The following is a 21,023-nucleotide window of genomic DNA, read 5'->3' as shown; positions in this document are numbered from 1 at the left end:
CAAATTTAATAATAAAAAGCATTAAATAGTTGAAAACATAATAAAAAAGCCGCGATTTCAAAATCGTGGCTTTTAAAATTTTATGCCTGTAGGATTACTCCCTGTTTTTTACCATAATCCAACCCGTAAATTTTATTGGAGTTTGCTTGGCATTAGGCTCATTCCAGCCTACTTCATACCAATAGTTTCCTGTAGGGACTCTTTTGCTGCCATCTGCAGTTCCGTTCCATTTGTATCCGTTGGTTTTGTCTGCCTGGAAGATTTTGCTTCCATATCGGTCAAAAATATTACATACAAGATTGTTTTTAACGGCCAGTGAAGAGTAGTCTATAACATCGTTTATCCCATCCTGATTGGGAGTAATGACATTAATAAGATTGGGAATGGTGATATCCACTTTTATTGGTTCACAATTATAATCATCTTTTACGTAGATGCTGGCATTTCCTCTCGCAATATTGGTAAATAGGTTAGAATCCTGCCAGCTGATATTGTCCATAGAATATTTATAAGGTGGAGTACCTCCTATAACATTCACTGTTACTGTATTGTTTGAGATGTCAATGTTTGAAATAACGGGCTGTTCTGATGCATATACTTTTACCGTCTGCAGGGTGATGCATTCTCCGGTTTTTAGTTTTACCCAATAGACTCCCACTCCTGCGTTTTTAATGGTTTGAGTAGTTGCTCCGGTACTCCATTCATAGCTTTTGAATCCTGGACCTGCATCCAGCGTGGTTTTTCCTTCCATACAGATAATCTTGTCTGTCAATACATCTGATTTTACAGGAGGGAGAACAACAAGAGTTACCATTGCCACTCTATAGCAGCCATTCCCGTTAATTACTTTTATATAAACTACCCCATTAGGAGCGATATAATTAGCAGGGGTCAAAATTTCATTGGTTCCGGCGTGGGCATCTGCAAGAGAAGGGTAGTATTTCTTGGTAATTCCGGTAGCCAGCGTTACATTGACATTGGTAAGATTGAACAATCCGGTAGCAATATTAGCTTCCAGGAAACAGGTTCTTATTAAAGCATCATTAACTATGGGACTTTCCGATATGGTTAAATTTAATGTCACTTCTTCACAATCTGTAAAATCAGGATTGTTTCCACAAAACTTATAAATGATCTTATCCGGACCAATATAACCGTACGTCGGAGCATAGCTTATTACACCAGTAACAGGATCGAGAACTGCATTCCCATGAGTGGGAGGAGTAATGATTATTACAGTTCCCGGTACTACAGTTTGGGTAGAACTGGAGAATGTAGGTACAATCTGTTTTACTCCATCACATACCGTATCGTTTATGATGGTTTTCTTAAGACATGTGTACACTTTGTACACAGGGGTGAATACCGGCGGGCACGATCCGACTGTAATTTTTACCGTATAGTTTCCTGATTGTGTTGGAGTATAAGAATGGCTTGTTGCACCTGGAATAGGATTATTTTCTTTATACCACTGGTAAGTATCGAAACTGTCATCAACTTCCAGCACAATTCCCGGGATGCACTCACCATTTTGTTTTGCGATAACAGGAATGGAGGAGAATCCTGCAAAATAACCACCATATCCCACTACACCACTACCTCCGGAAATACCGGCAGTAACAGCCTTTGTAGAATTAATGGTCACATTTCCTGTAATATCAGGTACAGAGTAAGAGACCCAGTTTGGAGTTCCTGTTACTGGATAAGGCCCCTGCGTTGCTGGTAAAGGAGCTCCGTTTACGGTAACATTAGCGCCAGCCTCTGTAAGAATATTTAGTTTTACAATATGTCCTGTAAGAGTTGTAGAATAAGGAAGGTCTTTGATTTTTCCAATCTCATCAATTTTTCTTGGAAGGTAGCAGTTCAATGGCGGGATATAATTGAACCCAAGTGTTGCATTACTTGCTCCAACCCCTGCCATCAGCTGGTACACATATACATTCTTTGTCGTTCTGATGTACATGTTGTAATGATCATTTCCTTGGTTGATATAGTTGGTATTATTGATTTTGTTAACCCTGTAACTTTCACCTTCAGCTAATGTTGCCGCTGGCGTAGTTGCATTATTGATATATACCTGGGTACCTCCTTCAGTAGCTACAATCAGTGCATCTTCCATTCTTCTGCTGATGTCACCGTTTCCTTTTACCACAACAAATTCATTTCCTAATCGGTCTACCGGTACAGATTGGTCCATGATAATATCAGATCCCTGATAAGAACCCCCTGCAGCCATTGCGAACTGTCCGTTGAAATTTCCGTTGGTCACTGAAATGGGTTTGTCAGATTCTATTTTGGCCCCAATGAAGGCTTCTTTATTGACTGTTTTATCACCTATTCCTTCGATAATATAGGATTGTCCTTTATTTAATGTAAAAGTAAGCGTAGGGTTGGTCACGCCAGTCCATCCGTTGGTAAATACAACATTGGCAGAATAATTGGAAACCGTCACCTTGGTATTGTCTTCTGTTGCCAGAATTCCGGTGGTGAAATTATACTCACCGTTGAGTTCTTCTATAGGAGAGGTCACCGCGTAGAATTTTGTCCCAATCCCGGCTTTTCCTTTTGATGTTAATATTTCTCCGTGCTGACTTACCGAGAATCTGTAAGTGACAAAGTAAGGTTTAGATCCTTTAGTGTACAAACCCTTATTTCCCGGAGTGAATAGTTCGCCATTTATTGTAGCAACCATTCTATTCAAGGGAATATTAAATGTCTGCGGAGAACCTTTGCTGATTGTAACGGTACCCAGTATAGTATTGTTACTATAAATGTCTACTGTAAATGGAGTCGCAGAATCTGTAGAGAAATAAAGGGCCTGCATAGGAGTGACAACTTTGGGAGATCGGGCTGCCATAGGAGCAAACCAGTGTTCTGTGTCTCTTTGTGCAAAAAGCATTTGAGTTGCCACAAATAACAAAAGAAGAATCGATATAATTTTCTTCATATATATTTAGTTATAGTTTGTACAAAAATAACAGAATAGTTGATTGATGGTTGAAATATTTTATGATATTCATTATTAATTTAAAAAAATAAGCCACGATCATCAAATCGTGGCTTATAAAATATAGTTTTAAACTAATTATTACTCTCTGTTTTTAACAAGAATCCAACCTGTATATTTTACTGGAGTCTTTTCTTTATTGGACTCAGTCCAGTTGATATGATACCAGTAAGTTCCTGTTCCTAGTTTCTTATCAAAGTGCTTACCGTCCCATCTGAAGTTGTTGAATTTATTTCCGGTGAATACCATATTTCCATATCTGTCATATACTACAAATGTAAGGTTGTCTTTATAAGCAAGTTCACTGTAATCTATATAATCATTTACATTATCTCCATTAGGAGTGATGGCATTTAATAGATTAGGAATAGTAATTTCAACAGAAGTAGGAGTACAGTTATAAAAATCTTTTACATAGAAAGTATGCTGTCCTCTTGTTAAACCCGTGAAAGTACTTGAATCCTGCCAGTTAGCCGTTCCGTCAACTGCATATTTGTAAGGAGATTTACCTCCGCTTACAATTACTGTCGCTGTATTGTTGTTGATCTCAATGGTTTGAATTACCGGATCTTCAACTTTCTTCACTTTTACAGTTTGGGTAAGGAAACATCCGTTCTTACTAAGTATTACAGAATATTCTCCAACGCCTACATCTCTGATCCCTGAAGTGGTAGCACCCGTGCTCCATTGGTATGAGTCATATCCAGAACCTGCATCCAGGTTTGTTTTTGCATCCATACAGATATATTGATCTACCAGGATCGGAGATTTTTTGATTGGAAGTACAATTAATTCAATTTTTGCATTCGCTGTACATCCTTCAGCAGTCGTTACTTTCACATATACAAATCCACCTGTTGAAGGGAAATTTTCTGGTGTTGTGATTTCATTGATCCCTGCAGTAAGATCATTTAAAGTACGGTAGTATTTTTTTGTAACCGCATTATAGTCTGTTACTTTAGCTTTAGTAAGATCAAAATAAGCATAAGGAGCTACATCGTACCAACATGCCTTAATAGAAGTATCCGTTACAATGAATGGTACTACAGTAAGGTTTAATGTTACCTGCTCGCAATCTGTAAACTCTACTGAGTTTCCACAGAATTTATAAATAATCTTGTCTGATCCTAAATATCCTGCATTCGGAGTGTAAGTGATTGTTCCGTTTGGATTAACCACAGCGGTTCCTTTTGTAGGAGGCGTTAAAATTACTACTGTAGTTGGAACTACTGTTTGAGTAGACGAAGTAAACGTAGGCGTAATAATTTTAGTAGAACAAGCATTAAGCGCTTGTGTCGTTTCTTTTAAACAGTTTTGTACTTTATAGATAGGAGTTGTCACTGGAGGACATGTTCCCATCGTTACTTTTACAGTATAATTTCCTGACTGTGTAGGTGTATAAGTGTAAGTAGTTGCCCCTGAAATAGCTACTCCGTCACGGTACCACTGGTATGTTTCATATCCGTCATCTACTTCAAGAATAATCCCTGGTACACATTCTCCTATTTTTTTAGCAATTACAGGGATTGATGAGAATCCGGCAAAGTAACCACCGTATCCTGCAGAACTGAATCCACCGTTGATACCAGCTGTTACAGCTTTTGTAGAAGTGATTTTAATATTTCCTGTTACTCCGGTAATTCCATACGTTACCCAGTTGGAGTTTCCTGCCAATGGATATGGACCGTCTGTTGCAGCTGGAGGCGCATCATTTACCAATACTGTTGCCCCTGTCTCTGTTAAGATATTTAATTTTACAATAATATCCTGAACTGCACTGGCTCCAGCTGTTCCAATTGGCATTTCATTGATCTTTCCAATTTCATCAATTTTTCTTGGAAGGAAACAGTTCAATGGCGGTATATAGTTGAATCCGTTGGTGGCTTCACTATTACCTACCCCTACGAACTGATAGAGATATACGTTTTTGGTTGTTGAAATAAACATATTTGAATGCCCCGAAGTACCTTGAGCCACATAGCTGGTTTCATTGATTCTGTACCATCCTCCGGCAGCAAGTGTTGCCACTGGCATACCACCACCATTTAAGAAGACTTCAGTGTTGTCTTCTGTAGCAATAATAAGTCCTCCTTCCATATTCTGGGTAGGGACAGTAGATCTTGTTTTTACAATAGCAAATGTATTTCCAAGTCTGTCAACCGGTACAGACTGATCCAGAACCGGGTCACTACCGGATGGTGAAGTAGAGAAGTTGGCATTACAACTTCCATTAGTAAGGGTTACAGGTTTGTCTGCTACCACTTTTGCTCCGATAAAACCATTCTTGTTGGCCGACTGAGAGCCTGATCCTGCAAGAATGAAAGATTGTCCTTTCTGCAAGGTAAAGGTATGGGTGTTACCAGGAGGAGTACCATTGATAAAGACTACTCCGGCAGTAGGGTTCCAAGATACAGTTACATTAGTATTATCCTCAGTAGCAAGGATACCTGCTGTAAAGTTCTGAATACTGCTTGTATTGGTATTGGGAGCACTCGCAACGAAAAATGTTTTTCCGATTCCGGCTCTTCCTTTACTGGTAATAACTTCTCCGTGAACACTCTGAGCAAGTCTTAAACTACAATAAAAAGGTTTTAATGCCTTTAAATAGAGTCCTTTATTACCCACATTGAATGCCTCTGTAGTTGTACCCGTAGAAATAAGGTTGTTGGCAACCTTGTAGGTTTGAGGGCTGCCTTTACTGATGGTAACCGTCGTGACTACAGCATTGTTGTTGTAAATAGTTACATCAAAGGGAGTTGTAGAATCAGTGGAAAGGTATATCATGTTCGTATACCCTCCAACACTGTCATAATAAGGAGCAATCCAATGCTCGCTATCCCTTTGTGCAAAGAGTGTATTAATTGTCAAAAAAATTAATACCAAACTGAGTAGAAATCTTTTCATGTGTATGGAATTAGGATTTCTACAAAATTAAAATAAAAAATGAAATACTTTTAATAAAATTTAAATAAATGTTAAAAAATTATTCCCGATTTTTAATTAAAAGCCATCCTGAATACGAAACTGGTAATTTCGTATCTGGTTCTGTCCATCTAATTATATACCAATATGTTCCCGTAGGAAGGTTTCTTCCATTTGATTTTCCGTCCCAGGTATAATTTTTGTCAGAAGACTTATATACAGAGGCTCCGTAGCGGTCAGCAATCTCAATGGTAACGTTCTGTTTGATCCTTAATTCTGAATAATTAAGAACATCATTTATTCCATCTCCATTCGGGGTGATCGTATTGATAAGGTTAAGAACCAAAAACTCTTTGGTTACGTGACTACATCCATCAGAACCCAATACGTATACTGTATGAAGACCTCTTGATAATCCTGTGAAAACATTGGAAGCCTGGTAATCGAAACCGTTTAATGAATATTTGTAAGGAGCTGTTCCTCCCGTTACAAAGACAGTTGCTGTAGAGCCTACAACATCTATTTTAGTAATAGCAGGTGCTTGTGAATTTGTTACATTTACAGACTGACGGTATACACATCCGTTGAATCCAAGATCTACATAATAAGTTCCGGCTCCTACAGAAATATTTTGAGAAGTAGCGCCGGTACTCCATAAGTACGAAGTGAATCCAGGACCTGCATCCAACATTATTTTTTCATTAGAACAGATAACCTGATCACGTAATTGGGTTGATTTTTTAGGTGTTTTAAGAGTAAGAGTTAAAACAGCTGTATTAGGACATGCAGTACTGCTTTGAAATCTTACATAAAAAACACTGCTAAAAGAGGTAAGCGTTTGCGATGCGGCAATAGGATTTAGCCCTGCCTGTGCATTCGCCAGTGAGGTGTAGAATGATAGAATTACCCCTGGATCTGTAGTGAATAAAGCTTTATAGTCATTAAGGTTTACTGCTTCAGAACCATTAAGATCATTGTCACAGATATCAGCCTGTCCATTATTGGTAATCAAAGGAATCTTGTTTCCAATGGTGAAATTGATTTGGCCCAAAGCAGGAGGACATTCTCCAACGACACCGGATACTCTTACATAAACAATTGTATTAGCTGTGAAAGTCCAGTTAGCAGGAAGCGTGTTGTTGTTTCCGGCGTTTGCATCAGCCTGATTCAAATAATATTTTACAATGAAGTTCGCCGGATTTGTTACAATTTGTGGGGTTACATTGGTAAAGTTGACATTTACAACTCCATCAAAATTATCATCACAAATTGCAGCATTGAAATTACTTGTATTAAGGTTGGGAGTAGGATAGGTGGTTAATGTGATAGTAGCTGTTTTAGAACATCCGTAAGAGGTTACATTCACATAGATCGTTCCCGACTGTCCTGAATAAGCCGCTGGATTGGCAATCTGCCCCGTTAAATTAGGATTGGTAAAATAAGTAACCACAGCACCCGGTTCCTGAGTGACAATCGCTGTTGTCAGGTTGAATGTCCCGTTTCCATTGGCTGCTGCACAAGAAGTCAAAGTAGCATTGGTTACCTGGAACACATGAGTGTTGATTATAATTTTAAAATATTCAAAAGCAGCCGGATTTCCGGTTCCCTGGATATAATAAGTGAAGGTATCAGACGTATTTGTTGTAATACCTGCATTAGGAGTATAGGTAATCTGTCCTGTTGTAGGGTTTACAAAAACAGTTCCATTGGTAGGATGTACAATAATACTGGTATTGGTAGGGTCCACAGCCTGATTGGAATTACTCAATACAGGATTAATGATTTTTGTATTACATGATCCAATATCATAAGTAGTCGTAGTGATCGGCGGACATACTGTATAATCAAATTCTGCAGTAAGTCTGGATTCACAATTGGTTCTGGTAATATAACAAGTATATACTCCCGAACCATACAAATCCGGGTTGATAGATGGTGACGTAGCACCGTTAATCAGAGTTCCGTTAAGATACCATTGATAAGCATCATAACCACTTTCTACAGAAAGGAGAACTCCATTATAACAATCTCCCGTTTTTGTAATTACCGGAATAGAAGAGAATCCTGCAAAATATCCTCCATATCCTACCGCTCCGTTTCCGGCAGCAATTCCTGCTGTAACCGGTTTTGTAGAAGCAACGGTTATATTTCCTGTTACACTCGGAATGGAATAGGTAACCCAGTTAGGATTTCCCGTTACAGGTGCCGGTCCGGTACCCGCTGCAATTGGATTTCCATTAATTGTTACTGCAGCACCTGTCTGAGTAATAATATTAAGTCTGGTATTGAAAGTATCGTTTCCTATTTTATTAATAAATCCAATTTCGTTGATCTCTTTGGGTAAGAAACAACTTAATGGAGGTATAAAGTTCATTCCGCCTGTAGCATAAACCGTACCTGAAGATGTTCCGGCAAGAAGCTGATATACATATACATTATTGTTAGCGGAAATACTCATATTGTAATTTCCGTTCACCTGGTTTACATAGTTAGTTCCCTGAACAACATAATATTGTCCCGCATTTAAGGTCACATTATTCAAAAGAGTTCCATTTACGGTAAGTTTGGTATTATTTACCGTTGCAATCACTACGGCTGCTTCCATTCCTGAATTTGCAGGTCCGTTTCCTTTTACCATTACAAAATCTTTTCCCAGTCTTTCCACAGGAACAGCCTGATCCATAAGAACGTCTACATTTGTATTGTTTTGAGTAGTATAGATGCTGTTGAAGTTTCCGTTGGTAACAGAGATTGGTTTACTGGCAACAATTTTTGCTCCTACCAATCCTGCTAAGTTATTAGGATTAAGATTACTCTGCGCTTCAAGGATGTATGATTTTCCTTTATTGATTGTGAAAGTTCTTGACGGAGCCGAAATACCGTCAGAAAAAACAACACCAGGATTATATCCGGATAAAGTTACAGTAGTGTTGTCTTCCGTTGCAGTGACTCCAATAGTAGAGTTCACATAAGGTTTTGCCGTCGTATTAGGAGCCATTCCCACAAAGAAAGTTTTTCCAAGTCCGGCTAATCCTTTTGATGTAATAAATTCCGCCTGGTCCTGCACGGTAAATCTATAGCTGGCAAAGAATTTTTTACTTCCTTTTACATATAATCCCATTGAAGTTGAAGTAAACAACCCGGATGGTGCAGAAGCAATCATCATATTGTTAGGGATGGTTACTTGTGTCGGATTTCCTTTGCTTACCTGAACAGTAGAAATTACATTGTTGTTGTTATAAACCTGTACAGAAAAGGGAATTGTTTCATTGGTTGAAAGGTAAAGATAGCCTTTCGGTGTTCCAAGAAGACTGCTTGCCGACATAGGAGCGATCCAATGCTCAGAATCCAATTGTGCATTAGCAAATAAAGAAAGAAAAGTGCAAATAGCCAGTAGAAATTTTTTCATGCGTTATTATATGGGGCCGCAAATTTAAACATTAATAATCAATTTTTTATACAAAAAAAACTTTGAAATCGTGATTATAGTGTAATTGTTGAATATTTAAAACTCTCGTCATATTGTGTTCATAATAACGCCTTTTTAGAATAAAAAAAATCCCGGTGAACTTCACCGGGATCTCATATTTTTAAAAAGATGGATTATAAGCTTACTCTTACAAATCCTGTTACTTTTAGGTCTGCGTTTACAGATTTTACGTAATCAGCAACTGAGATACTTGCGTCTTTAATAAAGTCTTGGTGTACCAAAGTGTTGTCTTTGTAGAATCTCTGCATTTTACCTTTAAGAATATTGTCGATAATGTTTGCAGGCTTACCTTCTTCAGTAAGTTTGTGTCTTTCGATCTCTAATTCTTTGTCGATAGTCTCCTGAGAAACTTTAGTTTCATCCAAAGCGATTGGGTTCATAGCAGCAACCTGCATAGAAACAGACTTAGCAGCTTCGTCAGATCCGTCTACTTTAGCAGAAAGAGAAGTGATTGCAGCAATTTTGTTTCCAGCGTGGATGTAAGCTCCTAAGAAATCTCCCTGGATTCTTTCGAAAGAACCGATCTCGATTTTTTCACCGATAACTCCTGTTTGCTCAATTAATTTGTCAGCAACAGTAAGTCCGTGGAAATCTGTAGCCAAAAGTTCTTCTTTAGTAGCAGCGAAAATTGCCATTTCAGCTAATTCGTAAGCTAGTTCGATGAACGCTTCGTTTTTAGCAACGAAGTCAGTTTCGCAATTTAGAGAGATTACTACACCTAAAGTGTTGTCCTCGTTTACTCTTGCGATTACTGCACCTTCAGCAGATTCTCTGTCAGCTCTGTTAGCAGCAACTTTTTGTCCTTTTTTTCTAAGGATATCTACCGCTTTTTCGAAGTCTCCTTCAGCTTCAACTAAAGCTTTCTTGCAGTCCATCATACCTGCACCTGTTTGGTTTCTCAATTTTGCTACGTCTGCAGCAGCTGGTGTATAAGACATAATATCTATTATTTTTTTTATTTAAGATTAGTATTAATTTTTAGCTTAAATTTAGAGCAGTGCAAAGATAATGATTTTAATGATAAACTAAAAAATGACTTTTCACGTTATTAATATATTTAATACTATTTTAAAGATTTGATTAATGAAAAAAATCTTCTTCCTCCTATTTATATGCATTTTCTCACTTGGTTTTTCCCAAAAAAAGAAAAAAACAAAATCTAAAGCTGTTGTTGAAAAAGAAACGGTAATCATCTATACAGAACAGGAAGCTGAGATTTCAAAAGAGGCAAGAGTAATTGCCGGCTTTTTGAAACAGAATCCGGGACACGCTAAAACAGATTTTTTTAAAAGAAAACTGATTGATATTATTATGGCAGGGAATTCTCCCGAAGCAAAGCCTACAATAAAACCGATCAGTAAAGAAAAAATTGAAAATATCGTAAAGAATAACGAACTAAACAGCGGTAAAACAGTCGCAGCGAATAAAACTTATACCGCTAATGGTAAACCTGTTTCTAATAATACAGCTGCTGCTATTGATGCTTTGAAAGAAGAAAGAAGAACGACATTTGCTTCAGTAGGTTCAACGGGATCTGCAGCGAAGACTGCGGGAACATCTAAATCTGAACCAAGCGAAGAAAATAAAAGAAGGGCAGCCATGTTGACTCATCTCTTTAATAATGACGTCAATAAAAGTGAAGCGTATGTCAATATTAAAAACAGATCATCCTGTAACCTTATTGTAAAGATAAGCGGCAAAAAATATTATAACCTAACTGTTCCTGCAAAAGGAGAAAACTTTATTTTGGTAGATAAAGGTGAATATGTCATGACCACCATGGTGTGTGATGCCAAATATTCTTCTTTAAAGAAAATTGAACAGGATATTGAAATAGCACTTAACGTTGCAGAATAGAACAGACGAAAACTAAAGAAAAAAGGTTAAGAAGAAATTCTTAACCTTTTTATTTTTTATCCTTTAAACTGACCCATCGCAATGAATTTATCTTGTCTCTGGGTTTCAAGCTCCTGTCCTGTAAATTTGGAGAAAGCTTTGATATTTTGTAAAATAGAATTTTTCAAGTTTAAATAAGTTGTCTCCTGGTCATAATGAGCACCTCCAAGCGGTTCCTCAATAATCCCGTCGATAAACTTTTCTCTTAAAGCATCTGCCGGAGTAAGGTTCAATGCATTGGCTGCATCTTCCTTGTGGTCCCAGTTTCTCCATAAGATAGAAGAACAGCTTTCAGGTGCAATTACGGTATACCAGGTGTTTTCCAACATATATACTTTATTTCCAACACCTATTCCTAATGCTCCACCACTGGCTCCTTCTCCGATGATGTAAGTGAAGATTGGTGTTTTCAGCTGAACCATTTCAAAAATGTTTCTTGCAATAGCTTCTCCCTGTCCTCTTTCTTCAGCTTCCAATCCTGGATAAGCTCCCGGTGTATCTACTAAAGTTACCACAGGAATATTGAATTTTTCAGCAAGCTTCATCAGTCTTAAAGCTTTTCTGTAACCCTCCGGATTTGGCATTCCAAATCTTCTGTGCTGTCTTTCTTTAGTTGTTCTACCTTTTTGAGTCCCTATGATCATTACTTTTTGACCGTCAAGGGTAATCAATCCTCCAATCATAGCCGGATCATCAGCGAAATTTCTGTCTCCGTGAAGCTCTAAGAAACTGCCTTTATCTGCCATTCCGTGGATGTAGTCTAAGGTATAAGGACGATCTGGATGACGAGACATTTGTACTCTTTGCCAAGGGGTAAGATTTCCATAGATTTCTTTTTTCTTTTCTAAAATCTTATCCTCAATCTGGCTGCATGCTAATTTTACATCAACACCACTTTCTTCTCCTACTAAAGAACACGTCTGGTATTGATCCATCAATTCTTTGATAGGAAGTTCGAAACTTAAATATTCCATTTCTTGAAGTAAATTAAATCTTTCAAATGTATGAAAAATTATGGTTATTCTATTTAAAATTATTTATAGCATTGTTTATTCTGGAGACACTTTCCTCTTTACCAAGGGTTTCCAGAATATCCGGAACGTCCGGTCCTTTCAATTCTCCTACTAAAGACAATCGTAGCGGCATCATCACTTTACCCATACCCAATCCTTTGTTTTCAGCAAAATCATGCATTGTCTGCTTCAATGTTTCAGCAGTGAAGTCTGTAGCTTCAAAAGCAGATGCCAATTCTCCTAAAATTGCAGAAGTCTCATCATTCCAAGCTTTTTTTGACGCTTTTTCATCGTAAGAAGTTGGAGCTTCAAAGAAGAATTTTCCGTTTTCATAGATGTCTTTCGGGAAAGTAGCTCTTTCTTTCATCAGATGAATTACTTTTAGCAGTTTCTCATCAGAAGCACCGGAAAAATCAAGATCTGTATTTTTCAGGATTTGAAGAATCTCTTCATCAGATTTCATCTGAATATACTGATGGTTGAACCACTCAGATTTTTCTTTACTGAATCTTGCGCCAGCTTTATGTACTTTATGAAGGTCAAATTCTTTGATCATCTCTTCCAAAGGAAGAATTTCTTTATCATCTGCAGGAGACCATCCCAATAATGCGACCATATTGATGAAAGCATCAGGAAGATAACCGTTTTCTCTGTATCCTTTAGAAACTATTCCTGTAACAGGATCTTTGAAATCAAGCGGGAATACCGGGAACCCGAATTTATCACCATCTCTTTTGCTTAATTTACCTTTCCCTTCTGGTTTTAAAATTAAAGACAGGTGTGCAAATTGTGGTGCTTCCCACTGCATTGCTTCATATAAAAGGGTGTGAAGTCCTAAAGAAGGCAGCCATTCTTCCCCACGGATGACGTGAGAAATCTCCATTTCGTGGTCATCAATGATGTTTGCGAAATGGTAGGTTGGCATTCCGTCATTCTTTACCAGAACTTTATCATCTAAAGTATTCGTATTGACGGAGAATTTTCCACGAATAATGTCTTGAAGGTTCAATACTCTGTCAACAGGCATTTTGAATCTTACGACATAAGGAGTCTTTTCGTCCAATAGTTTTTGAACTTCTTCTTCAGAAAGGGCAAGATTGTTTCTTAAACGGTTTCTGGTTTTGTTGTCATAAGAGAAAACATCACCTTTTGCTTCGTATTCTGCACGAATTGCATCTAATTCTTCTGCAGTATCAAAAGCGATATAAGCATAATCTGTTTTTAAGATCTGCTCTGTATATCGGTCATAGATATCTCTTCTTTCAGATTGTCTGTAAGGAGCATATTTCCCTCCTTTCTTAGGACTTTCATCAGGGATAATTCCACACCATTCTAAAGCTTCTTCTATATATTCTTCAGCTCCTTCTACATATCTTGCGGTATCTGTATCTTCAATTCTTAATACAAACTCTCCCCCTTGATTTTTAGCAAAAAGATAATCATATAATGCAGTTCTTACGCCTCCCAAATGTAAAGGTCCTGTAGGACTTGGAGCAAAACGTACTCTTACTTTCTCCATTTCAATTTTAATTTTTGCAAATTTACTTAAAATTATGCGTTTACGAGATGATTTATAACCCGGTATTGGTTTTTTGACTCTAACTTTTTTATTTATTTCTATAGATTTTCATGAAACACTGTTTAAAAGCGATCAATCGTATAATGGCGAATAATTATTGTAAGCTATAAATGATAATTTAAAATAGGGTGTTGTGAAAATGTAAGCCCTATACTGGTGGGTTGTGCTGGAAATAAAAGCTTCTGACGTGTTTGATTAATTAGATTTTTACTCTTTTCATTTTCTTAAATCACAAATAGTGATGGGTATATCATTTATTAATAGGAGTTTAATTAAATGTTAAATTCACTAAATAATGATATATATCATTGTGCGATTGTTTTTATCACTGCTTGTTGAATATTATATTTGCCGAAACTTTTAAATAATACTATGAAAAAACAAATTTTATTTTGCTTCAGTAGCTTACTGATGCTTTTCATGAGTTCATGTTCTACAGAAGAGCTGAATACTGAAGTAACGCCCGACAGTCCCGCAGCAAAAGCCAATCGTTTATCGGCTGCCAAATTTGCAGGAGACGGAATTTATGATGTCTTAGGGCATGGTTATAATGTTGCCGGTGAATATGCCAATGCTACCGCAGCAGGTTTTAAGGTGATCGATATTGACCGTTTTAAAACAGAGCAGGCGAATAGGTTAATTAGTGAAAACACATTCTCACAGGAATATGTTGAGGAATATGGTGAAAATGCAGAGTCATACTCTAAAATGGTTTCTACCAAGGTAAATGTTACAGCCGGTATCCCATTGTTTAAGAAAACACTTTCAGTAGGATTCAATTCTGCAGTGACGACAAACAATAAGTTTGATGCAAAATACATCTACGGAAGTTATAACCTGACTATCAGACAGAAAAGATTGAGGTTCAATGCGACGACAGATATGTTGGGAGATTATCTGACTCCGGAATTTGTTCAGGATCTGCAGACAAAAACTCCACAACAGATTGTACAGGACTACGGAACTCACGTAACACTTGATATTTATACAGGTGCTAAACTGGATGTTATGTTCCAGGCAGAAACAAGAAGCCAAAGCCGCGATCGTGCTGCGAGAATCGGGGTGAAAGTAGGGATGAAAGATATTTTTGATGTAGATGTTACAAATGATGTGAACACTGCTGAATCATCCATGAACTATTCTAAAAAATTAGCCTATAAAACAAGAGGAGGAGACCCTTCAAAAGGATTGGTAGGAGATCTGAATCTTGATCAGACAAATCCTAAAATTAATATTTCCAACTGGCAGAACAGCTCTAATGCAAGCAATTCAGTTTTGGTAGATTTTGGAAACAACGGATTGGTGATTATTTATGATCTAGTGAAAGATGCGGCTAAAAAAGCACAGCTTAAAGCTTATGTAGATCAATATCTTATTGACAATAAAGTGTATCTTGAATTCAATACCATTTCAATTTACAGATATTACAACGGATTAGATCATTACTATACAAGAACTCCGGGAAGCTATAGCGGGTATTCTTTTGAAGGGATAGAGTTCAATGCATTCTTATATAAAGCTCCAAATACTGTTCCTATTTACAGATATTATAACGGGAGAGATCACTATTATACAAGAACTCCGGGGTATTACCAGGGGTATGTAGAAGAAGGAATTGAGTTTAACGCATTTGCAACTCAGCAGCCTAATACTGTTCCTATTTACAGATATTGGAATGGTAAAGATCATTATTATTCAAGATCAGGCGTAAGACCATCTGGTTATGCTTCTGAAGGAATTGAATTCTATGCCTATTAATTAAATATATTGATATTTTACAAGCAGACCGTCTCATTTTTGGGACGGTTTTTTGATGCAGTGAAGAAGAGAATTTAATAATAACTATTTTTTTTTCGCTGATAATGACAATACCGAAAGAATATTTCAGGCAGCCTTATCATTAAAAATGTATTTTTGTAACTTATAAATTTAGAGGATCAATGAAAAAAGCAATCTGTCTTTTTATTGTAGGAGAGAAGTACTGGAAAATGTACAACAAAAACAGAGCAAGGTTTGAAAGCTATGCCAAAAAATGTGGAGCAGATTTAAAGATCATTGACAAACCTATGGATGATACTTTTCATCGTCCGCTTCTATCTCAAAAACTGCTGATTCCTGCAGAAACAAGAGATTATGATATGGTTCTTTTTTTAGACCTTGATATCATAATTTCAGATAAAGCACCTTCAATTTTTGATTATCTTCCGGAAGACAAATATTTTGGCGCTATTTTGGATCCGAGAGGAACAGAAGAGTTCAATAAAACCTGGGGACATATTCCGAGAATATTGGAAGAGACCAGTGAAATATATTTTACAGATCGTCATTTTGAAATGAATCCTTTATTACAAGGAAGCATCAATGGCGGTGTATTTGTTTTCAGACCTGAAAAAGTGGCTGATATCTTTGAAGAATATTATTATTCAGATCATAATCAAGGTGAGCTGAATAGTTTTGAAGAAACGCCATTCGCCTATTTTTCCCAGATCAATAATTGGTTTGAAGCTTTACCACCTGCATTCAATGTTCAGATTTTATACAAGATAAAAGGAACAGAACAGGGGAATGAAGTAGAAAATAATGAGAGAAAACTTCCGGGATTTTTCAGAAGATATTACTACAAAAAAACGGGTACCTGCTTTTATCCCACAAAGAAATATAAAAATTATGTACAACAGATTATTGCTGAAAATTACTTCACCCATTTTTCCGGCAATTATCCTATAATCTACAATTAGTTATGAGCCTACTTTCACGCTTTTCCAGCAAATTTATAACAGTTTCTTACGGAATCACCGTCAATGATGAAGTAAAAGAACTACAAAAATTATTGGAGATCCTCCTTCCCTTGATTGACAAGAATGATGAGATTATTGTTCTTCAGGATATCACCAATAAAAACAAAGAAGTGACAGAATTGCTTGCTAATTATGATACTATTGTAAAACTTGAAGCAAGACTGGACGGGGATTTTGCCACTTTTAAAAACAGGTTAATAGAAAAAGCAAACTGCCAGTATCTGTTCCAGATTGATGCAGATGAATATCCTACCGAGCAATTCATCAAAACATTGAAACCTTATCTTAAAAAAGAAAAAAGTGTTGAAATGTTCCTCGTACCAAGAATCAATATTGTAGAAGGAATTACAGGAGAATATGTACAGCAGATGGGTTGGGATATGAATGCCGAAGGATATATCAATTTCCCTGACTACCAGGCAAGGATTATCAAGAACAATAAAAAAATCTTCTGGAAAAACAAAGTACATGAAGTTTTGTATGGAAACAAGAACTTTACAGAAGTTCCCAAAAAATACGAATTATCATTAGTGCATAAAAAGAATTTTGAAAAGCAGAAAAAGCAGAATGATTTTTATGAAACATTGGAAGATTAATCAGTTTGAATTATATTGAAAACTAAAATGGCAGATTTAGGAATTAACGTTTTTGGATTTATTAATGGAGAATTTGGCATTGCTGAAGCAACAAGACTTAATTGTAAGGCGATACAGAGTGTAGGGGTTCCTATCAGTCTGATCAATTATAATGTGACGACCAATCATAATAATAATGACCTTACTTTTACGGAGTTTTCTGATCATGCACCGTATCCGATCAATCTGATTCAGATATCTCCCTCAGAGACTCCTAACTTCTTTGATTATTTTGATCATTCATTCTTTAAGGATAAATATAATATTCTTTACATGGCATGGGAGTCTGAAACAATTCCTGAAGATTATGTGATGAATATGAACCTTTTTGATGAGATCTGGACGCCATCTACTTACTGTAAAGAATGCATTGAAAAATATGTGAGCCTTCCGGTAAAGGTTATTCCACATCCCATCAATATTGATTTGAAAGAAACCGATGATGAAGATGCATTACAATTTTATGATAAAAGCCTTTTCAATTTCCTATTCATCTTTGATTATAATAGTTCCGTTGACAGGAAAAATGTGATCAATCTTATTAAAGTTTTCAGAGAAACTTTTGATCAGGGAAAAAATAATGCATTTCTGACGATTAAAACTTCACGCTCTCAAAGATTTCCTACGGAAAAAGAGCAACTGATCCAGGCAATAGGAGATTCAAAGAAGATCAAAATTGTTGAAAAGGTTTTTGATAAAAATGCACTGAACTATGTGATCAGCAATTGTGACAGCTATATTTCTCTTCACAGATCCGAAGGTTTCGGTCTGACAATGGCTGAGGCGATGTATTTTAAAAAACCTGTGATTGCAACAGGATATTCCGGGAATCTGGAATTTATGAATACAGAAAATAGCTTTTTGGTTCCAGCAAAAGTGATTGTTTCCGACTCCAATGTGATCAATTATTCAGCAAATACAGTCTGGTCAGAACCTTCATTGAAGGAAGCAGGAGATTACTTAACAGCTGTTTATGAAGGAAGGGAAGACGTACAGGAAAAAGCTGAAAAAGGGCAGGAAACCATTATGGAAAACCTTTCGCTGAAAAGAGTAGGACAGCTGATCAAAATGAGATGTGAAGAGCTTTTTAATGAAAAAAGAATTGAACAGAACAAATCAACATTAATCAAACTGTATGTGGAAAACATTCTGTTAAAAAAAGATTTGAGAATCTACAAGAAAAGTGCTCCGATTCAGTTTATTTACAATATTAAAATGTATTTCAGAAATAGAAAAGGCAAGAAATAATTACTTCTTGCCTTTGATTTTTTTGAGGAAAGCATTCACTTTCTTTCTTGCTTTATTGTAAAGAGTTCTTTCAAGATAGTTGACTTTCGTATGTAATCTTTCAATTTCGCTCAGGTAAAAGACATTATTTACATCACTGCCACCAGTAGTTTCCTTTTTACCAAAACTATCAATAAAATTCAATCTAATTTTGAACAATTCCCCAATGGACTGGATTGAAAAGTTTTCAGCGATCTGAGATTTTGCATTTTCCCTTATTGAAGCCAGGTCGTCAAAATTATTTTTAATATACTGAAGCTTTTCAACGGCATCTTTCAGGCTGGGCTTGGCAAGCGTTAACCCTTCATCAATCAATCCTTTTGTATTGGAAGTTTTGATGAAATCATACTGTATCAGGAAACTGTTGTTTACATTCATAAAATCGAGGTTTCCGGAATAGCCTGTTCCGACTACGATTTTTCCATAAGCCATTGCCTCTGCCATTGTAAGACCGAAACCTTCGGAACCGTGAAGCGAGATCAGCACATCAGACTGCTGGATCAGAGAGTGTAGCTTTTCCTTTGAAAAATGCTCATTGATGATGATCACGTTGGGAATATTGTTGTATGCCTCCAATGCTTTTTGAGCATCTTTACTTCTTTCAAGATTATGTGTTTTTACAATAAGAACACTGTTTTTATCCTCTTTGAAAACCGTTGTGAAGGCCTCAAGCGTAGCTTCCGGATTTTTTCTGATCGTCGTGCTCAAAGAATCGAAAATCGTAAGATAGATCTTTGACTCTGGAGAAATATTATACTGGCTCAGTTCAAAGTCTTTAGACTCAGCCATTTTTTGAATCGGATGAGAAAATCTGATCACCGGAATTCCTGTATATTTTGTGAAAATATTCACACAGAAATCACTAGGTACCCACAGCTCATCAAAAACATTTAATATTTCAACAACCTTATCAGAAACTTCAGGAAATTCCCAGGCCCAGTAAATGATATTATAATGATCTTTAAGATTCAGATCCTGATTCTTAGAGAAAAAATTGTTGATAAAATTGATGTTAATGTGGAAAATATTAATCAGAGATGCTGCTTCAGCACCGCTATCGATTCTTTCAAAAGTTTCACTGGAATAATTGATACGGTTTACTTTGATGCCGATCGTTTCCAATGCTAAGGCATTCAATCGGGTCGCTTCGGAAATTCCAAAATTACCGTCAAAAAAACCATGATAATTTACACTTAATGACATGGATTATAATGTTTTAAGTTTTTCTTTTACTTCTTCGGGGGAAAATGCTCTCAGACTGTCCACAGAATTCTGGCTTAAAGTATTCCAAAGCTCTTCATTATTATTCAGCTGAATAATCGCTTCTGCAAAACTCTTTTCGTCATTGGCAATCAATACATTTTTTTTATCCGTAAGTTTCATTCCTTCAGCACCGATATCTGTGGTAACTACAGGGAAAAAAAACTCAAAGGCCTGTCCGATCTTTCCTTTTACTCCAGCTCCGAATCTTAAAGGAGCTACCATAATTTTCGAATTCATGAAATGTTCTTCAATGCTTTCCACAAACCCTAAAAATTTAAACTTAGGATATAGTTTAAGATCCAGCTTTTCAGCAACATTTCCGATGATGCTTACTTCCAGTTCTGGATTTGTTTTCCAGACAATGGGCATTATTTTTTCATATAAAAACTTTACAGCATCTATATTCGGTTCGTGGATAGATCCAATGAAAGTAATTCCTTTACTCTCATTGAAATTTTTCCTTTCAGAAATATCAATTTTAGGATAATGGATATTGGAAATAGTAATGATCTTATTTTGATCCGCGTACTGGCTCATAATTTCTTTCTCCTTATCAGAGATCGCAATAATGTAATCCAGCTGTGGGGCAACAACGGTTTCCAGACGGAAAAAATGTTTATAATTTTTCTTTAAAGAAATACGGGTTGGTTCCAGTTCGATCGCTCTTTTAAACCTTAAAAAATGAATATCTACCATATCGTAAATGAATTTGGCAGAAGGTAAAAGGGATTTCATCTTTTTGTAGAACAGATTCAGAGCCAGAGGACCATTAAACCAAACGTAATCTATCTTTTTAAAAGAAGACAGAAAATCATAGATATTTTTATACTTATTGTTCTCTGTATAGACAATAACATTGTGCTGCTGGTAAAACTTTACATAAGAATTGTCTTCAAAAATATGGGGAGCGAATAAAATGCAGTTATATCCTAATTCTTTGTAAATAAATATAAGTTCTTTCAGTCTGTTGGCTCCGGATTCTTTATCATGGGCAGGAAAATCTCTTGAAGCAAACAGGATTGTTTTTTGGGAAGCGTCATACAGATTGATGTTGACAATATCCTGAGACTGAAGATATTTGAGTTTTTCTTTTCTTTCGAAGTGTTTTTTTATTTTTTTTAAGATTCCCATTT

Annotated in this window: 13 protein-coding genes; 5 read left to right on the top strand and 8 right to left on the bottom strand. The window is 36.4% G+C overall.

Annotation, left to right across the window (positions count from 1 at the left end; translation table 11 throughout):
- Positions 1-94 precede the first annotated feature (94 nt).
- The 4 genes from DBR39_RS21645 to tsf all read right to left on the bottom strand — a co-directional run bounded on the left by DBR39_RS21645 (position 95) and on the right by tsf (position 10,357).
- On the bottom strand, positions 95-2,947 hold the full coding sequence (locus tag DBR39_RS21645) for a T9SS type B sorting domain-containing protein (protein WP_124536604.1): 2,853 nt from the start codon (positions 2,945-2,947) through the stop codon (positions 95-97).
- Positions 2,948-3,088: 141 nt separating this feature from the next.
- Positions 3,089-5,911 carry a gliding motility-associated C-terminal domain-containing protein gene (locus DBR39_RS21640; RefSeq protein ID WP_124536602.1) on the bottom strand — a complete coding sequence of 941 codons (2,823 nt, stop codon included), beginning with the start codon at positions 5,909-5,911 and terminating at the stop codon, positions 3,089-3,091.
- A 79-nt stretch (positions 5,912-5,990) separates the two neighbouring features.
- Positions 5,991-9,338 carry a gliding motility-associated C-terminal domain-containing protein gene (locus DBR39_RS21635; RefSeq protein WP_124536600.1) on the bottom strand — a complete coding sequence of 1,116 codons (3,348 nt, stop codon included), beginning with the start codon at positions 9,336-9,338 and terminating at the stop codon, positions 5,991-5,993.
- A gap of 194 nt (positions 9,339-9,532) precedes the next feature.
- Positions 9,533-10,357: a translation elongation factor Ts gene (tsf, locus tag DBR39_RS21630; protein ID WP_124536598.1), complete on the bottom strand. Its 825-nt coding sequence runs from the start codon at positions 10,355-10,357 to the stop codon at positions 9,533-9,535.
- 145 nt (positions 10,358-10,502) lie between these two features.
- On the opposite strand from tsf, the gene DBR39_RS21625 reads away from it, so the two are divergent.
- Entirely contained in the window at positions 10,503-11,276 is a 774-nt protein-coding gene (locus DBR39_RS21625) for a DUF6759 domain-containing protein (protein WP_124536596.1), read from the top strand.
- 56 nt (positions 11,277-11,332) lie between these two features.
- On the opposite strand, the gene DBR39_RS21620 is transcribed toward DBR39_RS21625, so the two are convergent.
- Together DBR39_RS21620 and gltX are read right to left on the bottom strand one after the other, a co-directional pair.
- Positions 11,333-12,289 (bottom strand): acetyl-CoA carboxylase carboxyltransferase subunit alpha, encoded by a 957-nt coding sequence (locus DBR39_RS21620; RefSeq protein WP_124536594.1) that lies wholly within the window; start codon positions 12,287-12,289, stop codon positions 11,333-11,335.
- Between the two features lie 49 nt (positions 12,290-12,338).
- Entirely contained in the window at positions 12,339-13,847 is a 1,509-nt protein-coding gene (gene gltX / locus DBR39_RS21615; RefSeq protein WP_124536592.1) for a glutamate--tRNA ligase, read from the bottom strand.
- Between the two features lie 432 nt (positions 13,848-14,279).
- Here gltX and DBR39_RS21610 point away from each other — a divergent pair, with 432 nt between their 5' ends.
- The 4 genes from DBR39_RS21610 to DBR39_RS21595 all read left to right on the top strand — a co-directional run bounded on the left by DBR39_RS21610 (position 14,280) and on the right by DBR39_RS21595 (position 18,588).
- Complete coding sequence (locus DBR39_RS21610) at positions 14,280-15,665, top strand: MAC/perforin domain-containing protein (protein ID WP_124536590.1); 1,386 nt, start codon at positions 14,280-14,282, stop codon at positions 15,663-15,665.
- Positions 15,666-15,847: 182 nt separating this feature from the next.
- Positions 15,848-16,645, top strand: coding sequence for a hypothetical protein (locus DBR39_RS21605; RefSeq protein ID WP_124536588.1), 798 nt, complete (start codon positions 15,848-15,850; stop codon positions 16,643-16,645).
- A gap of 2 nt (positions 16,646-16,647) precedes the next feature.
- Positions 16,648-17,301, top strand: coding sequence for a glycosyltransferase family 2 protein (locus DBR39_RS21600; protein WP_124536586.1), 654 nt, complete (start codon positions 16,648-16,650; stop codon positions 17,299-17,301).
- Positions 17,302-17,328: 27 nt separating this feature from the next.
- Positions 17,329-18,588, top strand: coding sequence for a glycosyltransferase (locus DBR39_RS21595; RefSeq protein WP_124536584.1), 1,260 nt, complete (start codon positions 17,329-17,331; stop codon positions 18,586-18,588).
- On the opposite strand, the gene DBR39_RS21590 is transcribed toward DBR39_RS21595, so the two are convergent.
- Together DBR39_RS21590 and DBR39_RS21585 are read right to left on the bottom strand one after the other, a co-directional pair.
- Entirely contained in the window at positions 18,589-19,830 is a 1,242-nt protein-coding gene (locus tag DBR39_RS21590; protein ID WP_124536582.1) for a glycosyltransferase, read from the bottom strand.
- Positions 19,831-19,833: 3 nt separating this feature from the next.
- Positions 19,834-21,021, bottom strand: a complete 1,188-nt coding sequence (locus DBR39_RS21585) for a glycosyltransferase family 4 protein (RefSeq protein WP_124536580.1) — start codon at positions 21,019-21,021, stop codon at positions 19,834-19,836.
- Positions 21,022-21,023: the final 2 nt, after the last annotated feature.

The organism is Chryseobacterium sp. KBW03 (genome assembly GCF_003852415.1).
Lineage (GTDB): Bacteria > Bacteroidota > Bacteroidia > Flavobacteriales > Weeksellaceae > Chryseobacterium > Chryseobacterium viscerum.
Note: the sequence above shows the minus strand (reverse complement) of the source record. Positions and strands in the feature narration are given on the sequence as shown.